The organism is Bacillus sp. FSL L8-0099 (assembly GCF_038006385.1).
GTDB lineage: Bacteria > Bacillota > Bacilli > Bacillales > Bacillaceae_G > Bacillus_A > Bacillus_A toyonensis.
Genome location: NZ_JBBOVC010000001.1, coordinates 5,052,915 through 5,068,759 on the forward strand (window position 1 = coordinate 5,052,915; position 15,845 = coordinate 5,068,759).

Here is a 15,845-nt window from a genome sequence, read left to right on the forward strand (position 1 = left end):
AATAGAGAAGGAAGGATTCAAATGTCTAGTAAAGATAAAAACTTAACACCTGTACAACAAGAATATAAAAAATTCGAACAACAGCGCGAACCGAAGCGCCCCGTTTTAAAAAATTGTATAAAAGCTTTTTTCGTCGGCGGATTCATTTGTCTAATAGGCCAACTGATTTCTACCTTTTATATTACGTATTTTGATTTCACTGAGCGCTCTGCCGGGAACCCTACCGTTGCAACTCTTATTTTTATCTCCATGCTACTTACGGGATTTGGCGTCTACGATCGCCTTGGACAATTTGCTGGTGCTGGTACCGCAGTTCCCGTCACTGGATTTGGTAATTCTGTTATTGCCGCATGTATTGAACACCGTACAGAAGGATTCGTTCTCGGCGTTGGTGGTAACATGTTTAAACTAGCAGGATCAGTCATCTTATTTGGCGTATTTTCCGCTTTCGTCATCGCACTTATTAAAACGATTCTCGTTCAATGGGGAGGGTTATAAATGTTACAAGGACACCGAACATGGGTATTCGAAAACAAACCAGTTATTATTTCAACAGGTGTAATCGGTGGCCCCTTTGAGGCAAAGGGAAAAATCCCTGAAGACTTCGATACCCTTCATGAAGATTTATGGCTCGGACAAGATTCCTACGAAAAAGCACATAAAATTTTGTTTGAAGAAGCTTGTAGCCGTGCTACAGAAAAAGCGAGACTTAGGAAAGATGATATTCAATTCGTTCTCGCTGGAGATTTAATTAACCAAATTACGCCTACTAGCTTTGCATGCCGCACACTTGGCACACCTTATCTCGGATTATTTGGCGCTTGCTCTACTTCTATGGAAGGTTTAGCGCTCGGTGCAAGTATCGTAAATGCAAAAGGCGCAAAATATTTATTAACTGGAGCTTCAAGCCATAACGCTGCCGTGGAAAAACAATTTCGTTATCCAACTGAATATGGTGGTCAAAAACCTCCTACGGCCCAGTGGACAGTAACTGGTGCGGGCGCAGCTATTTTAAGCGATACAGGACATGGCCCAAGAGTAACTTCCGCCACAATTGGGCGCATTGTTGATATGGGATTAACTGATCCATTTAATATGGGAGGTGCAATGGCCCCTGCTGCTGTCGATACAATTGAAGCTCATTTAAGAGAAAGAAATCTTGATGCATCTCACTATGATTTAATCGTAACAGGCGACCTCGGACATGTTGGACGCGAAATTGCTTATGACTTACTACATAAACATGGAACAGAAGTAACGAGTGAACAATTTCAAGACTGCGGACTACTCATTTATAGAGAAGGTCAACCTGTAATAGCCGGCGGAAGTGGTCCAGGCTGTTCAGCGACAGTCGTATACGGTCACTTATTAAACCGAATGAAAAGAGGAGAATTCAAAAAAATACTTGTCGTTGCGACAGGCGCTTTACTATCTCCACTTACATTCCAACAAGAAGAAACGATTCCGTGTATCGCCCACGCCGTTTCGATTGAATTTGGAGGTGCAACGCAATGATTTTCTTCTGGGCTTTTGTAATCGGTGGACTTATATGTGTAATTGGACAACTTATGTTTGATGTCGGCAAACTAACACCAGCTCATACAATGGCAACACTCGTTGTTGCTGGAGCTATATTAGACGGATTCAATTTGTATGAACCACTAATTGATTTCGCCGGAGCTGGGGCAACTGTACCTATTACAAGTTTTGGAAATGCCCTCGTTCACGGCGCGATGGAAGAAGCTGCAAAACATGGAATCGTCGGCGTAATTACTGGTATGTTTAAAGTAACGAGCGCAGGTGTATCCGCAGCGATTATTTTCGGCTTCATTGGAGCATTACTATTTAAACCGAAAGGATAAGAGGTGTTTGCATGACTGTTATCGCTAGCGTAAAAACTTGTCTTGCTAGTTTAAGGGGTGCTCAAGCAAGTTTAAGTTCCCTTTCATTAAATTCACAGGATGAAGAATCAAAACGCGTATTTCATGAATGTATGTTAGAAATGGACAGCGTCATCGCTGATGTTAAGGATAGAGTTTCAGTATTAGAACGTGAAGAACCTCAATATAAAGGGTTTTAAGCAGACTGGAGGAAATCGCTATGTCTCACCTACCTGAATGGACACTTGTCATTCTCCGTTCTGTTTTTATATTAATCATGTTATTCGCTATTACAAAATGGTTAGGGAAAAGACAAATCTCCCAACTTTCCTTTTTTGAATACATAGCTGGAATGACGATTGGTGACATCGCTGCCCAAGTATCTACAGGGCTCGATCAAAAGTTTTTCCATGGCGTCTTTGCGATACTCATTTTTGCTGCGGTACCCTTTTTCACAGGAATCCTCTCTTTAAAGAACAAAACAGCTCGAGATTTTTTTGAAGGGAAGTCTACCGTATTAATAAAAGATGGAAAAATACTTGAAGATAACTTAAAGAAAGAAAAATATACAAGTGACGAATTACTTGAACTACTCCGAGGAAAAAATGCATTCAGCGTAGCGGATATTGAATTTGCTGTACTAGAACCGAGCGGTGAATTAAATGTATTATTAAAGAAAGATCGCCAACCACTTACAGCAAAAGACGTAGGTTTAAAAGTACCAAACGAGAAGGAACCACAAACTGTTATTATGGATGGAAATGTACTAGATGAACCTCTGTCATCAAGCGGGCATAACCGCGCTTGGCTACATTCAGAATTAGAAAAGCTCGGCGTTGTCATTGAAAATGTTTTTCTCGGTCAAGTTGACTCGTACGGGCAACTTACTATCGACATTTATAATGACAAACTCCAAATGCCTTCTCCTCAAAACAAACCTTTATTATTGGCATCTTTAAAAAAATGTCATGCTGATCTTGAGCTATTTTCTTTAGAAACAAAATCGAAATCAGCAAGCGAAATGTATAGTAAAAACGCGAAACAAATCGAAAAGATTTTAAATAGAGTAACCTATCTTTTAAAAGAATAAATATCGAAAGAACGCTTCAATCAAAAGGCGTTCTTTTCTTTTTTTCTACAGTTTTCATGACGTTTAAATTTATGTAATTCGGTTATGATGTTGAAGATACATAAGCAGGGAATTTCAAAAACATAGCGAATATTTCATGGTACAACTACATATTTTTTTGATTTAAAGTGGTTTCGTTTGACCTTTATTGACCATAATTGTATTATAAGACTAAGAAAGCTTTAGAAGGAGGAAATAACAGATGAATTTAATTCCTACAGTAATTGAACAAACAAATCGTGGAGAACGCGCTTACGATATTTACTCTCGACTATTAAAAGACCGCATCATTATGCTTGGTAGTGCAATTGATGACAACGTAGCTAACTCAATTGTTTCCCAGCTTTTATTCTTGGAATCTCAAGATCCAGAAAAAGATATTCACATCTACATCAATAGCCCTGGTGGTTCTATCACAGCAGGTATGGCAATTTACGATACAATGCAGTTTATTAAACCACAAGTATCAACAATCTGTATCGGTATGGCTGCATCTATGGGTGCATTCTTACTTGCAGCAGGTGAAAAAGGAAAACGTTTCGCTCTTCCTAATAGTGAAGTAATGATTCACCAACCACTTGGCGGAGCACAAGGTCAAGCGACTGAAATCGAAATCGCTGCAAAACGTATCCTATTCTTACGTGAAAAATTAAACCAAATTCTTGCTGACCGCACAGGTCAACCACTTGAAGTACTACAACGCGACACAGACCGCGACAACTTCATGACAGCAGAAAGAGCTTTAGAATACGGCTTAATTGATAAGATCTTTACAAATCGTTAATAGATTTAAAGCGGAAGCGGCTCGTTTAGAACAGGAGGAAGTTGGAACCCCTTCATCCGAGGCCCTTTTGCCTCGAATGAAGGGGCGAAGCGACCGGAGATTCTAGCCGCCGGAGCTGGATACACTTAAAAGCAGAAGCGCCCTATTACAGGGCGCTTTTTTATTATCATGCCCTCCGTCTGTATACCCATCCTGGTATCCCCCTAAATATATCAACGATTTTTCAATTATATCGAACAAAACTCAAATTATATCAACGATTTTTTTAATATATCAACGGTTCGACACAACATATCGATTTACCGACAATCTACGACAAGGACAAACCAGCTACATACCCCCTATCCCGCAAACTCCCCTTAAGTAAACAGCAAAAACAAAAAAGCTATCGCACATGCGCGATAGCCATTTTATTGTACATATGCAGCTAATGCTTCTAAAGCCTCTTCTGCATCTGAACCTTCTGTTGTAATTGTTATCATGCTACCAGTTCCGATTGCTAAGCTCATAATCCCCATTATGCTCTTTGCATTTACTGTCTTTCCATCTTTCTCGATAAAGATATCTGCATGAAAGCGATTTGCCTCTTGTACAAACAACGCAGCCGGACGTGCTTGCAAGCCGTTTTTTAATGAAACTTTAACCTGTTTTTGAACCACAGCTCCATTTCCCCTTTAACCTCTTATTTTTTTGCTATCGTTTCCCCCGCGCGTAATTTCTCTGCAATATCATCGATTTTACGCAAACGATGATTAATACCCGATTTACTAATTTTCCCCCCGGATACCATCTCACCTAACTCTTTCAATGTTACATCTTGATAATCTCTTCGTAGTTGCGCAATTTCTCTTAGTTTATCTGGCAAAATATCTAGACCAACTGACTCATCAATATAGCGGATATTTTCAATCTGCCTTAGCGCTGCACCAATTGTTTTATTTAAATTAGCTGTTTCGCAGTTCACTAGTCGATTCACTGAATTACGCATATCACGAACAATTCGAATATCTTCAAATCTTAAAAGTGCGTTATGAGCACCTATAATATTTAAAAATTCCGTAATTTTTTCTGCTTCTTTCAAATACGTAATGTACCCTTTTCTTCTTTCCAACGTCTTACTATTTAAATCAAATCCGTTCATCAGTTCACATATAGCATCATTATGTTCCTTATATAACGAAAAGATTTCTAAATGATAAGATGATGTTTCTGGGTTATTTACTGAACCACCTGCTAAAAATGCACCTCGTAAATACGATCGTTTACAACATTTCTTCTCAATTAATTCTTGTGATATATTTCGAATAAATGAAAAGTCGTCCCGGACAATATGGAGATCTGCTAATATTTCACGAGACTTCTCAACAAGCCGCACAATATATACATTATTTTTCTTCAATCGCATTTTTTTACGAACAAGTAATTCTACCGTTACGTCATATCCTTTTTTCAAAAGCGTATAAATCCTTCTTGCAATTGCCGCATTTTCCGTTTGAATATCGATAGATAGACGACGATTTGAAAAAGAAAGCGACCCGTTCATTCGAAGTAATGCTGATAATTCTACTTTCTCACAGCATTCCTTCACCTCAAGATTCGTCAACTCTTTCTTTGTTTCCGATGCAAATGACACAGTCAACACCTCCTTATACGATTATTATGGAACAAAAATCTTGTCCTATATGAATGAGGAGCGTTACCTCAAAACGAGGTAACGCACATTTATAACAGTGAATATAAAATAGAAGCTAACTTTAACGTATCATGCCTTACAACACGCTCATCATACTTCGCTAATCTATCTTGAATGACATCAATATTATTTTCAGCAAAACGCTCTTCATCCACTACAACTGGTGTCGACATTTCTTCCTCGTATAACTTGCGTAATTCACAAGGAATATCACGATTATTTACAATTGCAGTATCGATAAATGGTTGCCCTAAATGATCATGTAACGCCTGCACATGATCAAACGCAGTATACCCCATCGTTTCACCCGCTTGTGTCATAACATTACATACATATACCTTCTTTGCTTTTGCAGCAAGAACAGCGTCCCCAATTTTATTAACAACTAAATTCGGCAATATACTCGTATACAAACTTCCTGGACCGAAAACAAGTAAATCAGCTCGTTTAATCTCAGCTAACGTTTCATGCAACGGCTCTACGTCTTCTGGAGTTAAAAAGACACGGTTAATCTTCTTTCCGAAATACGGAATCTTTGATTCACCTGTTACAATTTCTCCATCCTCTAGTTCCGCATGCAGTACTGCACTTTGATTCGCTGCTGGTAATACACGTCCTCTGACATTTAATACTTTACTCGTTTCTGTAATTGCATGAAAAAAATCTCCTGTAATCGAGGTCATACCTGCCAATAATAGATTTCCTAACGCATGACCCTTCAGTCCGTCTCCCGTTGTGAAACGATGCTGAAATAAAGCTTCCACCAGGGGCTCTACATCCGATAGTGCAACAAGTACGTTACGAATGTCACCTGGGGGTGGAATTTCTAGCTCATCACGTAATCTACCTGAACTGCCACCATCATCAGCGATTGTAACAACTGCTGTAATATCAACAGGATATTGCTTTAATCCTCTTAATAAAACAGAGAGTCCAGTTCCTCCTCCCATGATGACAATTTTAGGTTTTCTCTCTTTTTTCATCCCCTAATGGCCCTTTCTCTTCTCCACATCACGATGAGATACATGAACGCTATACTCTGGTTTCAAATGTTTCCCAAGGTACTCTGTAAGCGTAACAGAACGATGCTGTCCACCTGTACATCCAATTGCAATTACAAGTTGACTTTTGCCTTCTCTTTTATAATGAGGCAGCATGAAAGTAATGAGATCTATCAGTTTCTCTAAAAACTTATGTGTCTCATTAAATTTCAGTACATACGACGAAACTTCTTCATCTAGTCCTGTTAATGGCTTCATATGTGGAATGTAATATGGATTTGGTAAAAAACGAACATCAAATACTAAATCTGCATCAATTGGAATACCGTACTTAAATCCAAAGGACATAACATTTACACGAAATGCTTGCTCAGTTTCAGTAGAAAACAAATGAACAATTTTTTCACGTAATTCTTTCGGTTTTAAATCCGATGTATCAAGCACAATATTCGCTCGTGCCTTCATATCTGTTAATAAACTACGCTCCGCTTCGATTCCCTTTAACGGCAAACCAGTCGGCGCAAGCGGATGCGAACGTCTCGTTTCTTTATAACGAGTTACAAGCGTACTATCTTTCGCATCTAAAAATAAAATATGAGGAATAATCCATGTACGTTCTGATAAATCATCAAGCGCTCCCCATAAATGTTCGAAAAACTCTCGGCCACGTAAATCAACGCCAAGCGCTACTTTATTCATTTTCCCTTTTGAATCCGACATAAGCTCAATAAACTTCGGCAATAACATCGGCGGTAAATTATCTACACAAAAATATCCTAAATCTTCAAAACTTTGTAAAGCTACTGTTTTTCCGGCTCCAGACATTCCTGTAATAATCACCATTTTTATATCATTATTCTCTGTCATCGTATCCTCTCCTTGGCAATTTAACTCGGATCTAATCGATATGAAAGCAGCTCAAAATCTGGGGTATATACAAATGTACCGTAGATTATACCATTCCCTTTAATTAAATAATCAATAATGTGATAATCTCCTGGCGCCATTGCTAAATCATCAATCTTATCAAATGTATGCCAACCAATGATGCCTTCTTCGCTCTCTAGTTTGTTTTCTCCTGCAAAATCTGTCGCTAAAAAGGAGAACATCATCCATTCAGAAACAACTTTATCACCTTCTTGGATGACAAAGGTGAAGACCCCTTTTAACGCTGGGTTCTTTAAATAAATACCTGTTTCTTCACGATACTCGCGAACAACGGAATCTCTTACTGTCTCACCACGCTCCATCTTCCCGCCTGGTGCAACCCACCAATTTCGGCGAGGTTTTTGGAGTAAGAGTACTTCATTATCTCTAATTAACACACAGTTTGTCACTCTTTGCATGTTTCTTCACCTCAGCTACTTGCAGCAAAATTTATCACTGCATACTCATTTCATTATACTATCAAAAACAGTTTGCTACAACGAAGGAGCCAGTCCTCTTTCGCTAAACACATAGTCCTCAACAATTGTAAAAAAGCTTTCTATAACAAGCAATCTAAATGCTTGCAATTACAATGAATCACACATAAAAATCCCCTTAACGATTTTTATCGCTAAGGGGATTACATTCTTTATTTCTTACCGAAATAAGTAACAATCGTAAATCCTAAAATGAAGGTAATGATCGAACTTACAATTGAAAATCCGCCAGTTGGAATACCAGGGAAAACAATTACAATCGAACCGATAACAAGTCCAATAATTACTGCAAATGTCATATTTTTATAACGATCTAATAAAAAGCTAATTCCTTTACTACTTACAACAAATCCGACCATAACACCAGCACCAATAACCATAATTAATGGTAAATTAAGTGTAGTTAAAGCGTTAATTGCCGTTGGATAAACACCAATAATTAATAAAATAAACGATCCGCTAATTCCAGGAAGGAGCATAGCCATACTAGCCATCCATCCTGCGAAAAATAAACCGATTGCATTTAAAATTGTTAACGTCGTAATTGGATCTGCTGCCTTATCTGGCTTAAAGAACGCTGTTATCGCAACAAGAATAGCTGCAATTATTAATAAAGCGATGTGCTTACCTTTAAACGTCGCCTTTGCATCAGCTTCTCTCATTAACATCGGTAATATACTAATAATTAAACCGAGGAAGAAAAATTGAGTCGGTTCATAATGATTTGCAAGTAAATATTTAATAACGTGACTTAACGTTAAAAACGCTGCCACCACACCAGCTGCAAGGGGAATTAAAAATCCTAAATGTTTTTTCCATTCACGACTAAAGAACCCGCTAATTGCCGCAAGCAATTGTTCATAAATCCCTAACACTACAGCGATTGTACCGCCGCTCACACCAGGAATTAAATCACTAACTCCCATACAAAATCCACGATATATATTACGCCATTCCATACTGAATAAATTCCTCATTTCTTATAGTGATTTTTTCCGTAAAGTCCAGTATATCAATAAGAAAGCTTATAATCCTAATTGTTTTTGACAAAACTTTGACATTTTTACATAAAAAAAGAAAGCTCCTATCGGTAGCTTTCTTCTCAAAAGGAGTATTACCCCTTATTTTTCTGTTACAGTTTTTAATTCCTCTAATAATTCTTCTACGTAATGTTGTGCACTTTGTGCAGCAATACTACCGTCACCTGTTGCCGTTACAATTTGACGAAGCATTTTTTCACGAACATCACCTGCTGCGAAAATACCAGGAACTTTCGTTTCCATACGCTCGTTCGTTTCAAGGTAACCATTTTCATTTGTAATACCTAGTTCAACAAATGGTTTTGATAAAGGTAACATACCGATGTATACGAAAACGCCATCAGTTTTTACTTCTTTCTCTTCTCCACTATTTACGTCTACAAGTGTTACACTTCCTACTTTACCATTTGCATCATTAATTTCTTTTATAGTGTGATTCCAAATGAAATCCACTTTCTCGTTTTGGAATGCACGATCTTGTAAAATTTTCTGTGCACGAAGAGTATCACGACGGTGAACGATTGTTACTTTTGATGCGAAGCGCGTTAAGAACACACCCTCTTCAACAGCTGAATCTCCGCCTCCAATAACAACGAGTTCTTTTCCTTTAAAGAATGCCCCATCACATACTGCACAATATGATACACCGCGGCCGCCAAGCTCTGTTTCACCTGGCACACCAATTTTTTTATATTCTGCACCGCTTGCAACGATAATTGCACGTGCTTTATATTCTTTTTTACCAGCAATAATTGTTTTATATTCTTTACCATCGATGACTGCTTTCACATCACCATATGCATATTCAGCACCAAATTTCTTCGCATGCTCGAACATTTTATTTGATAAGTCTGGTCCTAAAATAGACTCATAACCTGGATAATTTTCTACATCTTCTGTGTTTGCCATTTGGCCACCTGGAATACCACGCTCAAGCATTAATGTGCTTAAATTCGCACGAGATGTATATACTGCAGCTGTCATACCAGCTGGTCCTGCACCAATAATAATGACATCATAAATTTTTTCTTCTGACACACCATTCACTCCTATCCATTCCTACACAATTAAGTTACCCTCATTATACTGTTAGCATCATTTTTTTCCCAATGATTTGCTTATACTATGTGTGCGTACGCTTAACAGCTTGCACATACTTTCGAACAGTCGCTACAGATACATTATATACATCTCCAAGCTCCGACTGTGTCATCTTATTTCCTTGTTCGCCGCGCACAATATATTCAATTGCCGCCGACCAACCGTACACGTTTGTAAAAACAGACCCGGATGTATATAAACGTATGAACGTACAAAACCAAAAGTGTAAACACTCTTCGATTAGTTCATCGTCCTTTTTCGTATAATTATATAATGCGTCCGCGATTCGCGCGCATTGTTCAAATTGCTGTAAATCAGCAGGAATACCTTTATGACTATTAAGTAAAAAGAAATACTTTGCAAGTTGCGATACAATTGGAACACCATTTTTCACTTGCGTTACATCAAAAAAGAATCCGACCTTCTCTGGTGTTGACAATTCATTCATTAAATATAAAGCTAGCATTTGCTCCTCTAGCGTCGCACTTTGCTGAAATGACTTTTGTAATTCTTCAAACAACACGTTTTGCCCTTCATCCGCTAAATTTAGTGCGTTCCACGGCTCTTTTCCTTTTTTATCAGGGTGCAATTCTACTACATGTTGCCACACTTTTTCAGCTACTTGCTGATTTTTCACCATATACGCAGAATACGCAAACCAATAATAAAAACTTACGTCTCCCTCATATCCTTGACGCTTTAATACTTTGAACCACTTATATGCATGCTCGAAATAACCAATTGTTGCAAGGGTCGTTCCAAGTTTCAAACGATGTTCAAATGAAATCGGATATACTGAAACTAGCTGTCCCGCTAATGCTTCTACTTGTTTATGTTCCCCAATTGAATATAGAAAAATAAGCGTATTACAAAGCGCATGTATATTACCAGGATTTTTCTCTAAAATCATTTCCGTTAATTTCAACGCTTTGTCTACATTACCAGATTGAAAATGTGCGATGGCTAAATTATTATGACCCGACCAAAATTCCGGATAATCTTTCGTAACAATTTCTAATGTAGCAATTGCTTCTTCTAATTGTCCATTACGAATATAACGATTTGCCTCTTCTTGCATAACAATTAAATCATCTTCATCCTCAATCTCTTCCGCACCCATTGCTTCTTCTTCCATAATCTCAAGCAATTCTAATGTATCTTCTACAAATTCCTTCTCTTTCGCAACTTCTAAATATCGATCCGCATACTTCTTCGCTTGTTGAAATAAACCCATATATGCATAATTATTTGCAATAAAATAATAGCATTGTTCAAGTTCAGGGTTGGATCTAGCAAGCTTTAGAAATATCTGATTCGACTCTTGGTATTCACCAGCCTCAGATAACGCTATTGCTAATTGGCATAAAATAAACGGCTCCTTCTCGCTTTGTGCCGCTCTTCGAAAATATTTAATTGCATCTTGCAATTTTTGCCCTTTGTAAGCCCTCATCCCTTTTTTATAAAAGAAGTCCGCTAATTGGTTAAAAGAGATAACTTGTCCGTTCTCCTTATATATCCTTTGATTTTTCCCCATATATCCTCCAGTTTTTTGTTTTCTTCGCTCACACATTCTTCTATCTATAAGTATAAACGATTCCGTAAAAAACAAAACAGTATATTATACTCAATTATTTCCTTTTTATTCATAAAAAAAGAAAAGAAATGTTACATTTTTAGCATCAACCTTCTCGAGCCGCCATTTCCTCTTTCGTATAAATAATACGCATTGGATTTCCACCTACGAAAGCGCCGCTCGGTACATCTTTATGGACAAGTGTTCCAGCCGAAACAATGGCGCTATCTCCAATCCTTACCCCCGGTAAGATTGTCGTGTTCGCTCCAATCATCACTTCATTTCCTATGACAATCTCTCCAAGTCGATATTCACGAATCAAATATTCATGCGCTAAAAGCGTTGTATTGTATCCGATAATTGAATTGTCACCCACAGTGATTTTTTCGGGAAACATAATATCGGGCATAACCATAAGTGCAAATGATGTTTTTTCTCCTACTTTCATTCCTAAAAACGTACGATATAACCAATTCTTCACAGATAAAAATGGTGTGTAACGTGCAATTTGAATAATAATAAAGTTTTTCATTACCTTCCAAAAAGACACGGTTTTATACACATTCCATAATGAATTCTCTCCTGAAACAGGATAGCGCGTTGTCCGTCGCACTTAATCCTCTCCTCTACTTATGATCGGTTAATACCGGACAAAATCGGCAGTAAATCACTCATTTTATCTAGCATAAAGTCTGGTTTGTAAGATTCTAGATACGCTCTACCTTTCAACGTCCATGAAACCGCAGCTGTTTTCGTACCCGCATTTTGTCCGCCGACAATATCATGGTGATTATCCCCAACCATCACTGTTTCTCCTGGTTTCGCATTTAATAACTCGAGCGCTTTTTGAAGTGGTTCTGGATGTGGCTTCACATGTTCCACATCATCAATTGTCACGACAACATCAAAAAACTCATCAAGCTTTGACAACTTTAATCCCATCTCAACGGTTTGTCTCGCTTTCGTTGTAACAATACCAACTTTATAACCTTGTTTTTTCAACTCTTGAACTGTTTCGTATACAGTTTCATATTCTTCTACTAATTCATCATGATGCTCATGGTTAAATTGACGATAACATGTAATCATCTCTTCAACTTTATTTTCATCAATCTTGCTGAAAGTATCATGCAAAGATGGACCGATAAATGGCAGCACATCTTCACGCTTATATTGATCTGGATAATATGTATTTAAAGTGTGTAAAAAAGAAGAAATAATAAGTTCGTTTGTATTAATTAAAGTTCCATCTAAATCAAATAACACTGTATTTATTTGCATCGCCCTAGTCCTTTCGCTTTCCTGAATATGAAAGAAGCAGCATCTTATAATAAGATGCTACTTGTCTCTAATTTTCTGAATATCTTTTATCAGCTTGCCCCATTTTTCGTCTCACAATAATGAAAATAATAGAAATAACAACAAGTCCAATTGACATTACTTGTGCAATACGAAGTGGTCCTAGCATTAAACTATCTGTACGTAAGCCTTCTACGAAGAAGCGCCCTACTGAATACCAAATTAAATATGTAAAGAATAATTCCCCGCGTCGTAAATTCACTTTTCGTAGTGCGAGTAATAAAATGACACCTGCAAAATTCCATAATGATTCATATAAAAACGTCGGGTGATAATACACACCCTCGATATACATTTGATTAATAATGAAATCTGGTAAATGAAGACCTTCTAAAAACTGTCTCGTTACTTCATCACCATGCGCCTCTTGGTTCATAAAGTTTCCCCATCGGCCAATTGCTTGTCCTAATAAAATACTCGGCGCAGCAATATCCGCCAACTTCCAGAATGAAAGCCCGCGTCGTTTTGCAAAAAGAATACCTGTAATAACAGCCCCGATTAAACCACCATGAATCGCCAAGCCACCTTGACGAATATTAATAATTTGACTCGGATTTTGCGCGTAATATTCCCATTCAAAAATAACATAGTACATTCTCGCAAATAGAATAGCGATCGGTACTGCAATTAATACAAGGTCAACAAATGTATCTTTTGGAATACCTAGCCTTTCTCCCTCACGAGTTGCTAGCCAAAGACCTAATAGCACACCTGTACCGATAATAATCCCATACCAATAAACAGGAAACGGCCCAAGTTGGATGGCTACGCGGTCAAGCTGTGGTACAGAACCTAACAGCATATGTATGACCTCCCTCTCCAAAGTTTACTCCTGATTCCCTAACTCAATCGCACTCATTAATCGTTCAGAAAACTGTTGTGCCGCATTGACTCCCATACGTTTCAAACGGAAGTTCATCGCTGCCACTTCAATAATAACAGCCAAGTTTCGACCAGGACGAACTGGAAGTGTAATCTTCGTAAGTTCTGTATCAATAATCTTCATCTTCTCTTCATCAAGACCTAAGCGATCATAATTTTTCTTTTGATCCCAAATTTCAAGATTAATAACAAGTGTAATACGCTTATAATTTCGCACTGCCCCTGCACCAAATAACGTCATAACGTTAATGATACCTAGACCACGAATTTCTAATAAATGCTCAATTAAATCTGGTGAGCTTCCTACTAATGTGTCTTCATCTTCTTGGCGAATTTCTACACTATCATCCGCAACAAGGCGATGGCCACGCTTCACAAGTTCAAGAGCTGTCTCACTTTTACCAACACCACTTTGACCTGTAATTAAAACACCAACACCGTAAATATCCACTAATACACCATGAACAGCAGTTGTTGGTGCTAACTTACCTTCTAAATAATTTGTTAAACGACTTGATAATCTCGTTGTCGTTTGAGAAGAACGTAATAAAGGCATGCCTGATTCACGTGATGCTTGTAATAACTCATCTGGTACATCTTGATTACGAGTTATAATAATACATGGCGTCTCCTCGGTACAAAGCGCTTTCATTCTCTCTTGTTTTTGCTCTGTCGTTAACGTATCAAAGAACGTAAGCTCCGTTTTTCCAAGAAGCTGCACGCGATCAGCTGGATAATATGTAAAGAATCCTGCCATTTCAATTCCAGGTCGTGATAAATCACTTGTATCAATCGGACGATGAATTCCTTCTTCACCACTTATTAACTCCAATTGAAATTGTTCAATTAAATCTTTTGTCCTTACTTTTGGCATATGTATAAACCTCCACTCCGCTGCGGGTTCAGTCTCGTTTGATGTAAAATTCCATTCTACCGGATATTGTACCATTTTTTTCTGGAAACAAGAAATACGGTTTCTCATAAATAGAAAAAAACATTTCATACGAATGATGAAATGTTTTTCTTTTTGTCATTTTCTCTTTTTTTCATATAACGGTTCAACAATTGCCTTTTCAATTATCATATTAAAAATAGAAATACAAATTGCCGCAATAATTGCTACGCCAAACCCTGTTATATTAAAAGCATCTCCTAATAATGAATCTGTTATTTTTAACGTAATCGCATTAATAACAATTAAGAAGAACCCGAACGTTACAACAGTAATTGGTAGCGTAATTAAAATTAAAAATGGTTTTACAAACACATTTAAAACCGCCAATATAATACTCGCAATAATTGCAGTTTGTATATTTGCTACGTAAAACGCGTCTGGTGCAATCCCTTTTAAAAGTCCCGATACAGCGATTAACACAACGCTATTTACAAGAAGTGATACAATCCATCTCATTTTCTTACACATCCTTTTGACATATATATTTCATCATACGCTAATAGACAATAAACGCAAGTATCATACAAACACTTATATCAACTTATTCTACCCTTCATGCTTGTATACCTACTAACATCTCCTAGTAAAATAAGGACCACACCATCTATCTTCATGAGTTTTTACAAAAGTCCAAGTGAAATCTTTATCTACAATATATATCACCTTTATACATATCATCTGTTTCACGTAATATATCATCCATACTTAATAAACTCGCATCTTTTATTAGTAGTACATCATTACAGTGTTGATAGAAGATATAGCACTCCTTTTTCACTTCATTATGAAACGCGTTCTCCGCTTCTTTCCCCTCTAAACACTTCTTCTTCTCATAACTAAATATGTGCCAAAGATACCCACAGCCATACTTATCTCCATAAAGGAAAATGTCTTCTTTTTCTTCATCACTTAAATGGTTTGCAAAATGCTCCTCCCAGCGCTTGCGAAAATAAACACCCCAATTTTGAAACTCTCTTACCTTCATATTTTTCTTTCTTAAAACATCTATAAACTCCATTTTCTC

Annotated in this window: 19 protein-coding genes and 1 pseudogene; 6 read left to right on the plus strand and 14 right to left on the minus strand. The window is 37.5% G+C overall.

Annotated features, from left to right (window positions below; genetic code table 11):
- Positions 1 to 21: 21 nt before the first annotated feature.
- From spoVAC to clpP, 6 genes are all read left to right on the plus strand, one after another.
- Positions 22 to 498 carry a stage V sporulation protein AC gene (gene spoVAC / locus MHH42_RS25930; RefSeq protein ID WP_000095411.1) on the plus strand — a complete coding sequence of 159 codons (477 nt, stop codon included), beginning with the start codon at positions 22 to 24 and terminating at the stop codon, positions 496 to 498.
- Positions 499 to 1,515, plus strand: a complete 1,017-nt coding sequence (spoVAD, locus tag MHH42_RS25935; protein ID WP_000938947.1) for a stage V sporulation protein AD — start codon at positions 499 to 501, stop codon at positions 1,513 to 1,515. It begins immediately after the preceding gene.
- A complete protein-coding gene (gene spoVAE / locus MHH42_RS25940) occupies positions 1,512 to 1,862 on the plus strand; it encodes a stage V sporulation protein AE (RefSeq protein ID WP_000575919.1) in 351 nt (116 codons plus the stop codon). Before spoVAD ends, spoVAE begins: the two co-directional genes overlap by 4 nt.
- Before the next feature lie 11 nt (positions 1,863 to 1,873).
- Positions 1,874 to 2,080: a DUF1657 domain-containing protein gene (locus MHH42_RS25945; protein ID WP_000215895.1), complete on the plus strand. Its 207-nt coding sequence runs from the start codon at positions 1,874 to 1,876 to the stop codon at positions 2,078 to 2,080.
- Between the two features lie 20 nt (positions 2,081 to 2,100).
- The gene (locus MHH42_RS25950; RefSeq protein ID WP_340894549.1) at positions 2,101 to 2,970 is read left to right on the plus strand and encodes a DUF421 domain-containing protein; all 870 of its coding nucleotides are present in this window, start codon (positions 2,101 to 2,103) and stop codon (positions 2,968 to 2,970) included.
- Between the two features lie 241 nt (positions 2,971 to 3,211).
- Positions 3,212 to 3,793 (plus strand): ATP-dependent Clp endopeptidase proteolytic subunit ClpP, encoded by a 582-nt coding sequence (gene clpP, locus MHH42_RS25955; protein WP_001049156.1) that lies wholly within the window; start codon positions 3,212 to 3,214, stop codon positions 3,791 to 3,793.
- A gap of 410 nt (positions 3,794 to 4,203) precedes the next feature.
- Here clpP and MHH42_RS25960 read toward each other — a convergent pair whose 3' ends face one another.
- The 14 genes and pseudogenes from MHH42_RS25960 to MHH42_RS26025 all read right to left on the minus strand — a co-directional run bounded on the left by MHH42_RS25960 (position 4,204) and on the right by MHH42_RS26025 (position 15,839).
- Positions 4,204 to 4,452 carry an HPr family phosphocarrier protein gene (locus tag MHH42_RS25960; protein WP_000250298.1) on the minus strand — a complete coding sequence of 83 codons (249 nt, stop codon included), beginning with the start codon at positions 4,450 to 4,452 and terminating at the stop codon, positions 4,204 to 4,206.
- A gap of 23 nt (positions 4,453 to 4,475) precedes the next feature.
- Complete coding sequence (gene whiA, locus MHH42_RS25965) at positions 4,476 to 5,426, minus strand: DNA-binding protein WhiA (RefSeq protein WP_000006570.1); 951 nt, start codon at positions 5,424 to 5,426, stop codon at positions 4,476 to 4,478.
- Positions 5,427 to 5,515: 89 nt separating this feature from the next.
- On the minus strand, positions 5,516 to 6,469 hold the full coding sequence (locus MHH42_RS25970) for a gluconeogenesis factor YvcK family protein (protein WP_097837648.1): 954 nt from the start codon (positions 6,467 to 6,469) through the stop codon (positions 5,516 to 5,518).
- A 3-nt stretch (positions 6,470 to 6,472) separates the two neighbouring features.
- Positions 6,473 to 7,354: an RNase adapter RapZ gene (rapZ, locus tag MHH42_RS25975; RefSeq protein WP_000138467.1), complete on the minus strand. Its 882-nt coding sequence runs from the start codon at positions 7,352 to 7,354 to the stop codon at positions 6,473 to 6,475.
- Between the two features lie 20 nt (positions 7,355 to 7,374).
- Positions 7,375 to 7,833 carry an NUDIX hydrolase gene (locus MHH42_RS25980; protein ID WP_001190080.1) on the minus strand — a complete coding sequence of 153 codons (459 nt, stop codon included), beginning with the start codon at positions 7,831 to 7,833 and terminating at the stop codon, positions 7,375 to 7,377.
- 230 nt (positions 7,834 to 8,063) lie between these two features.
- Entirely contained in the window at positions 8,064 to 8,870 is an 807-nt protein-coding gene (locus MHH42_RS25985; protein ID WP_340894553.1) for a DUF368 domain-containing protein, read from the minus strand.
- Positions 8,871 to 9,032: 162 nt separating this feature from the next.
- Positions 9,033 to 9,989 carry a thioredoxin-disulfide reductase gene (gene trxB / locus MHH42_RS25990; protein ID WP_001288066.1) on the minus strand — a complete coding sequence of 319 codons (957 nt, stop codon included), beginning with the start codon at positions 9,987 to 9,989 and terminating at the stop codon, positions 9,033 to 9,035.
- 85 nt (positions 9,990 to 10,074) lie between these two features.
- Positions 10,075 to 11,586: a tetratricopeptide repeat protein gene (locus MHH42_RS25995; protein ID WP_340894556.1), complete on the minus strand. Its 1,512-nt coding sequence runs from the start codon at positions 11,584 to 11,586 to the stop codon at positions 10,075 to 10,077.
- 145 nt (positions 11,587 to 11,731) lie between these two features.
- Entirely contained in the window at positions 11,732 to 12,238 is a 507-nt protein-coding gene (locus MHH42_RS26000) for an acyltransferase (RefSeq protein WP_001255056.1), read from the minus strand.
- A gap of 17 nt (positions 12,239 to 12,255) precedes the next feature.
- On the minus strand, positions 12,256 to 12,906 hold the full coding sequence (gene ppaX / locus MHH42_RS26005) for a pyrophosphatase PpaX (protein ID WP_001166732.1): 651 nt from the start codon (positions 12,904 to 12,906) through the stop codon (positions 12,256 to 12,258).
- A gap of 67 nt (positions 12,907 to 12,973) precedes the next feature.
- Complete coding sequence (lgt, locus tag MHH42_RS26010; RefSeq protein WP_000924230.1) at positions 12,974 to 13,786, minus strand: prolipoprotein diacylglyceryl transferase; 813 nt, start codon at positions 13,784 to 13,786, stop codon at positions 12,974 to 12,976.
- Positions 13,787 to 13,810: 24 nt separating this feature from the next.
- Positions 13,811 to 14,740: an HPr(Ser) kinase/phosphatase gene (gene hprK, locus MHH42_RS26015; protein ID WP_001127251.1), complete on the minus strand. Its 930-nt coding sequence runs from the start codon at positions 14,738 to 14,740 to the stop codon at positions 13,811 to 13,813.
- 156 nt (positions 14,741 to 14,896) lie between these two features.
- Positions 14,897 to 15,277, minus strand: a complete 381-nt coding sequence (locus MHH42_RS26020; RefSeq protein ID WP_001267312.1) for a phage holin family protein — start codon at positions 15,275 to 15,277, stop codon at positions 14,897 to 14,899.
- Positions 15,278 to 15,391: 114 nt separating this feature from the next.
- Positions 15,392 to 15,839 (minus strand): annotated as a pseudogene (locus MHH42_RS26025) (DUF4275 family protein).
- Positions 15,840 to 15,845: the final 6 nt, after the last annotated feature.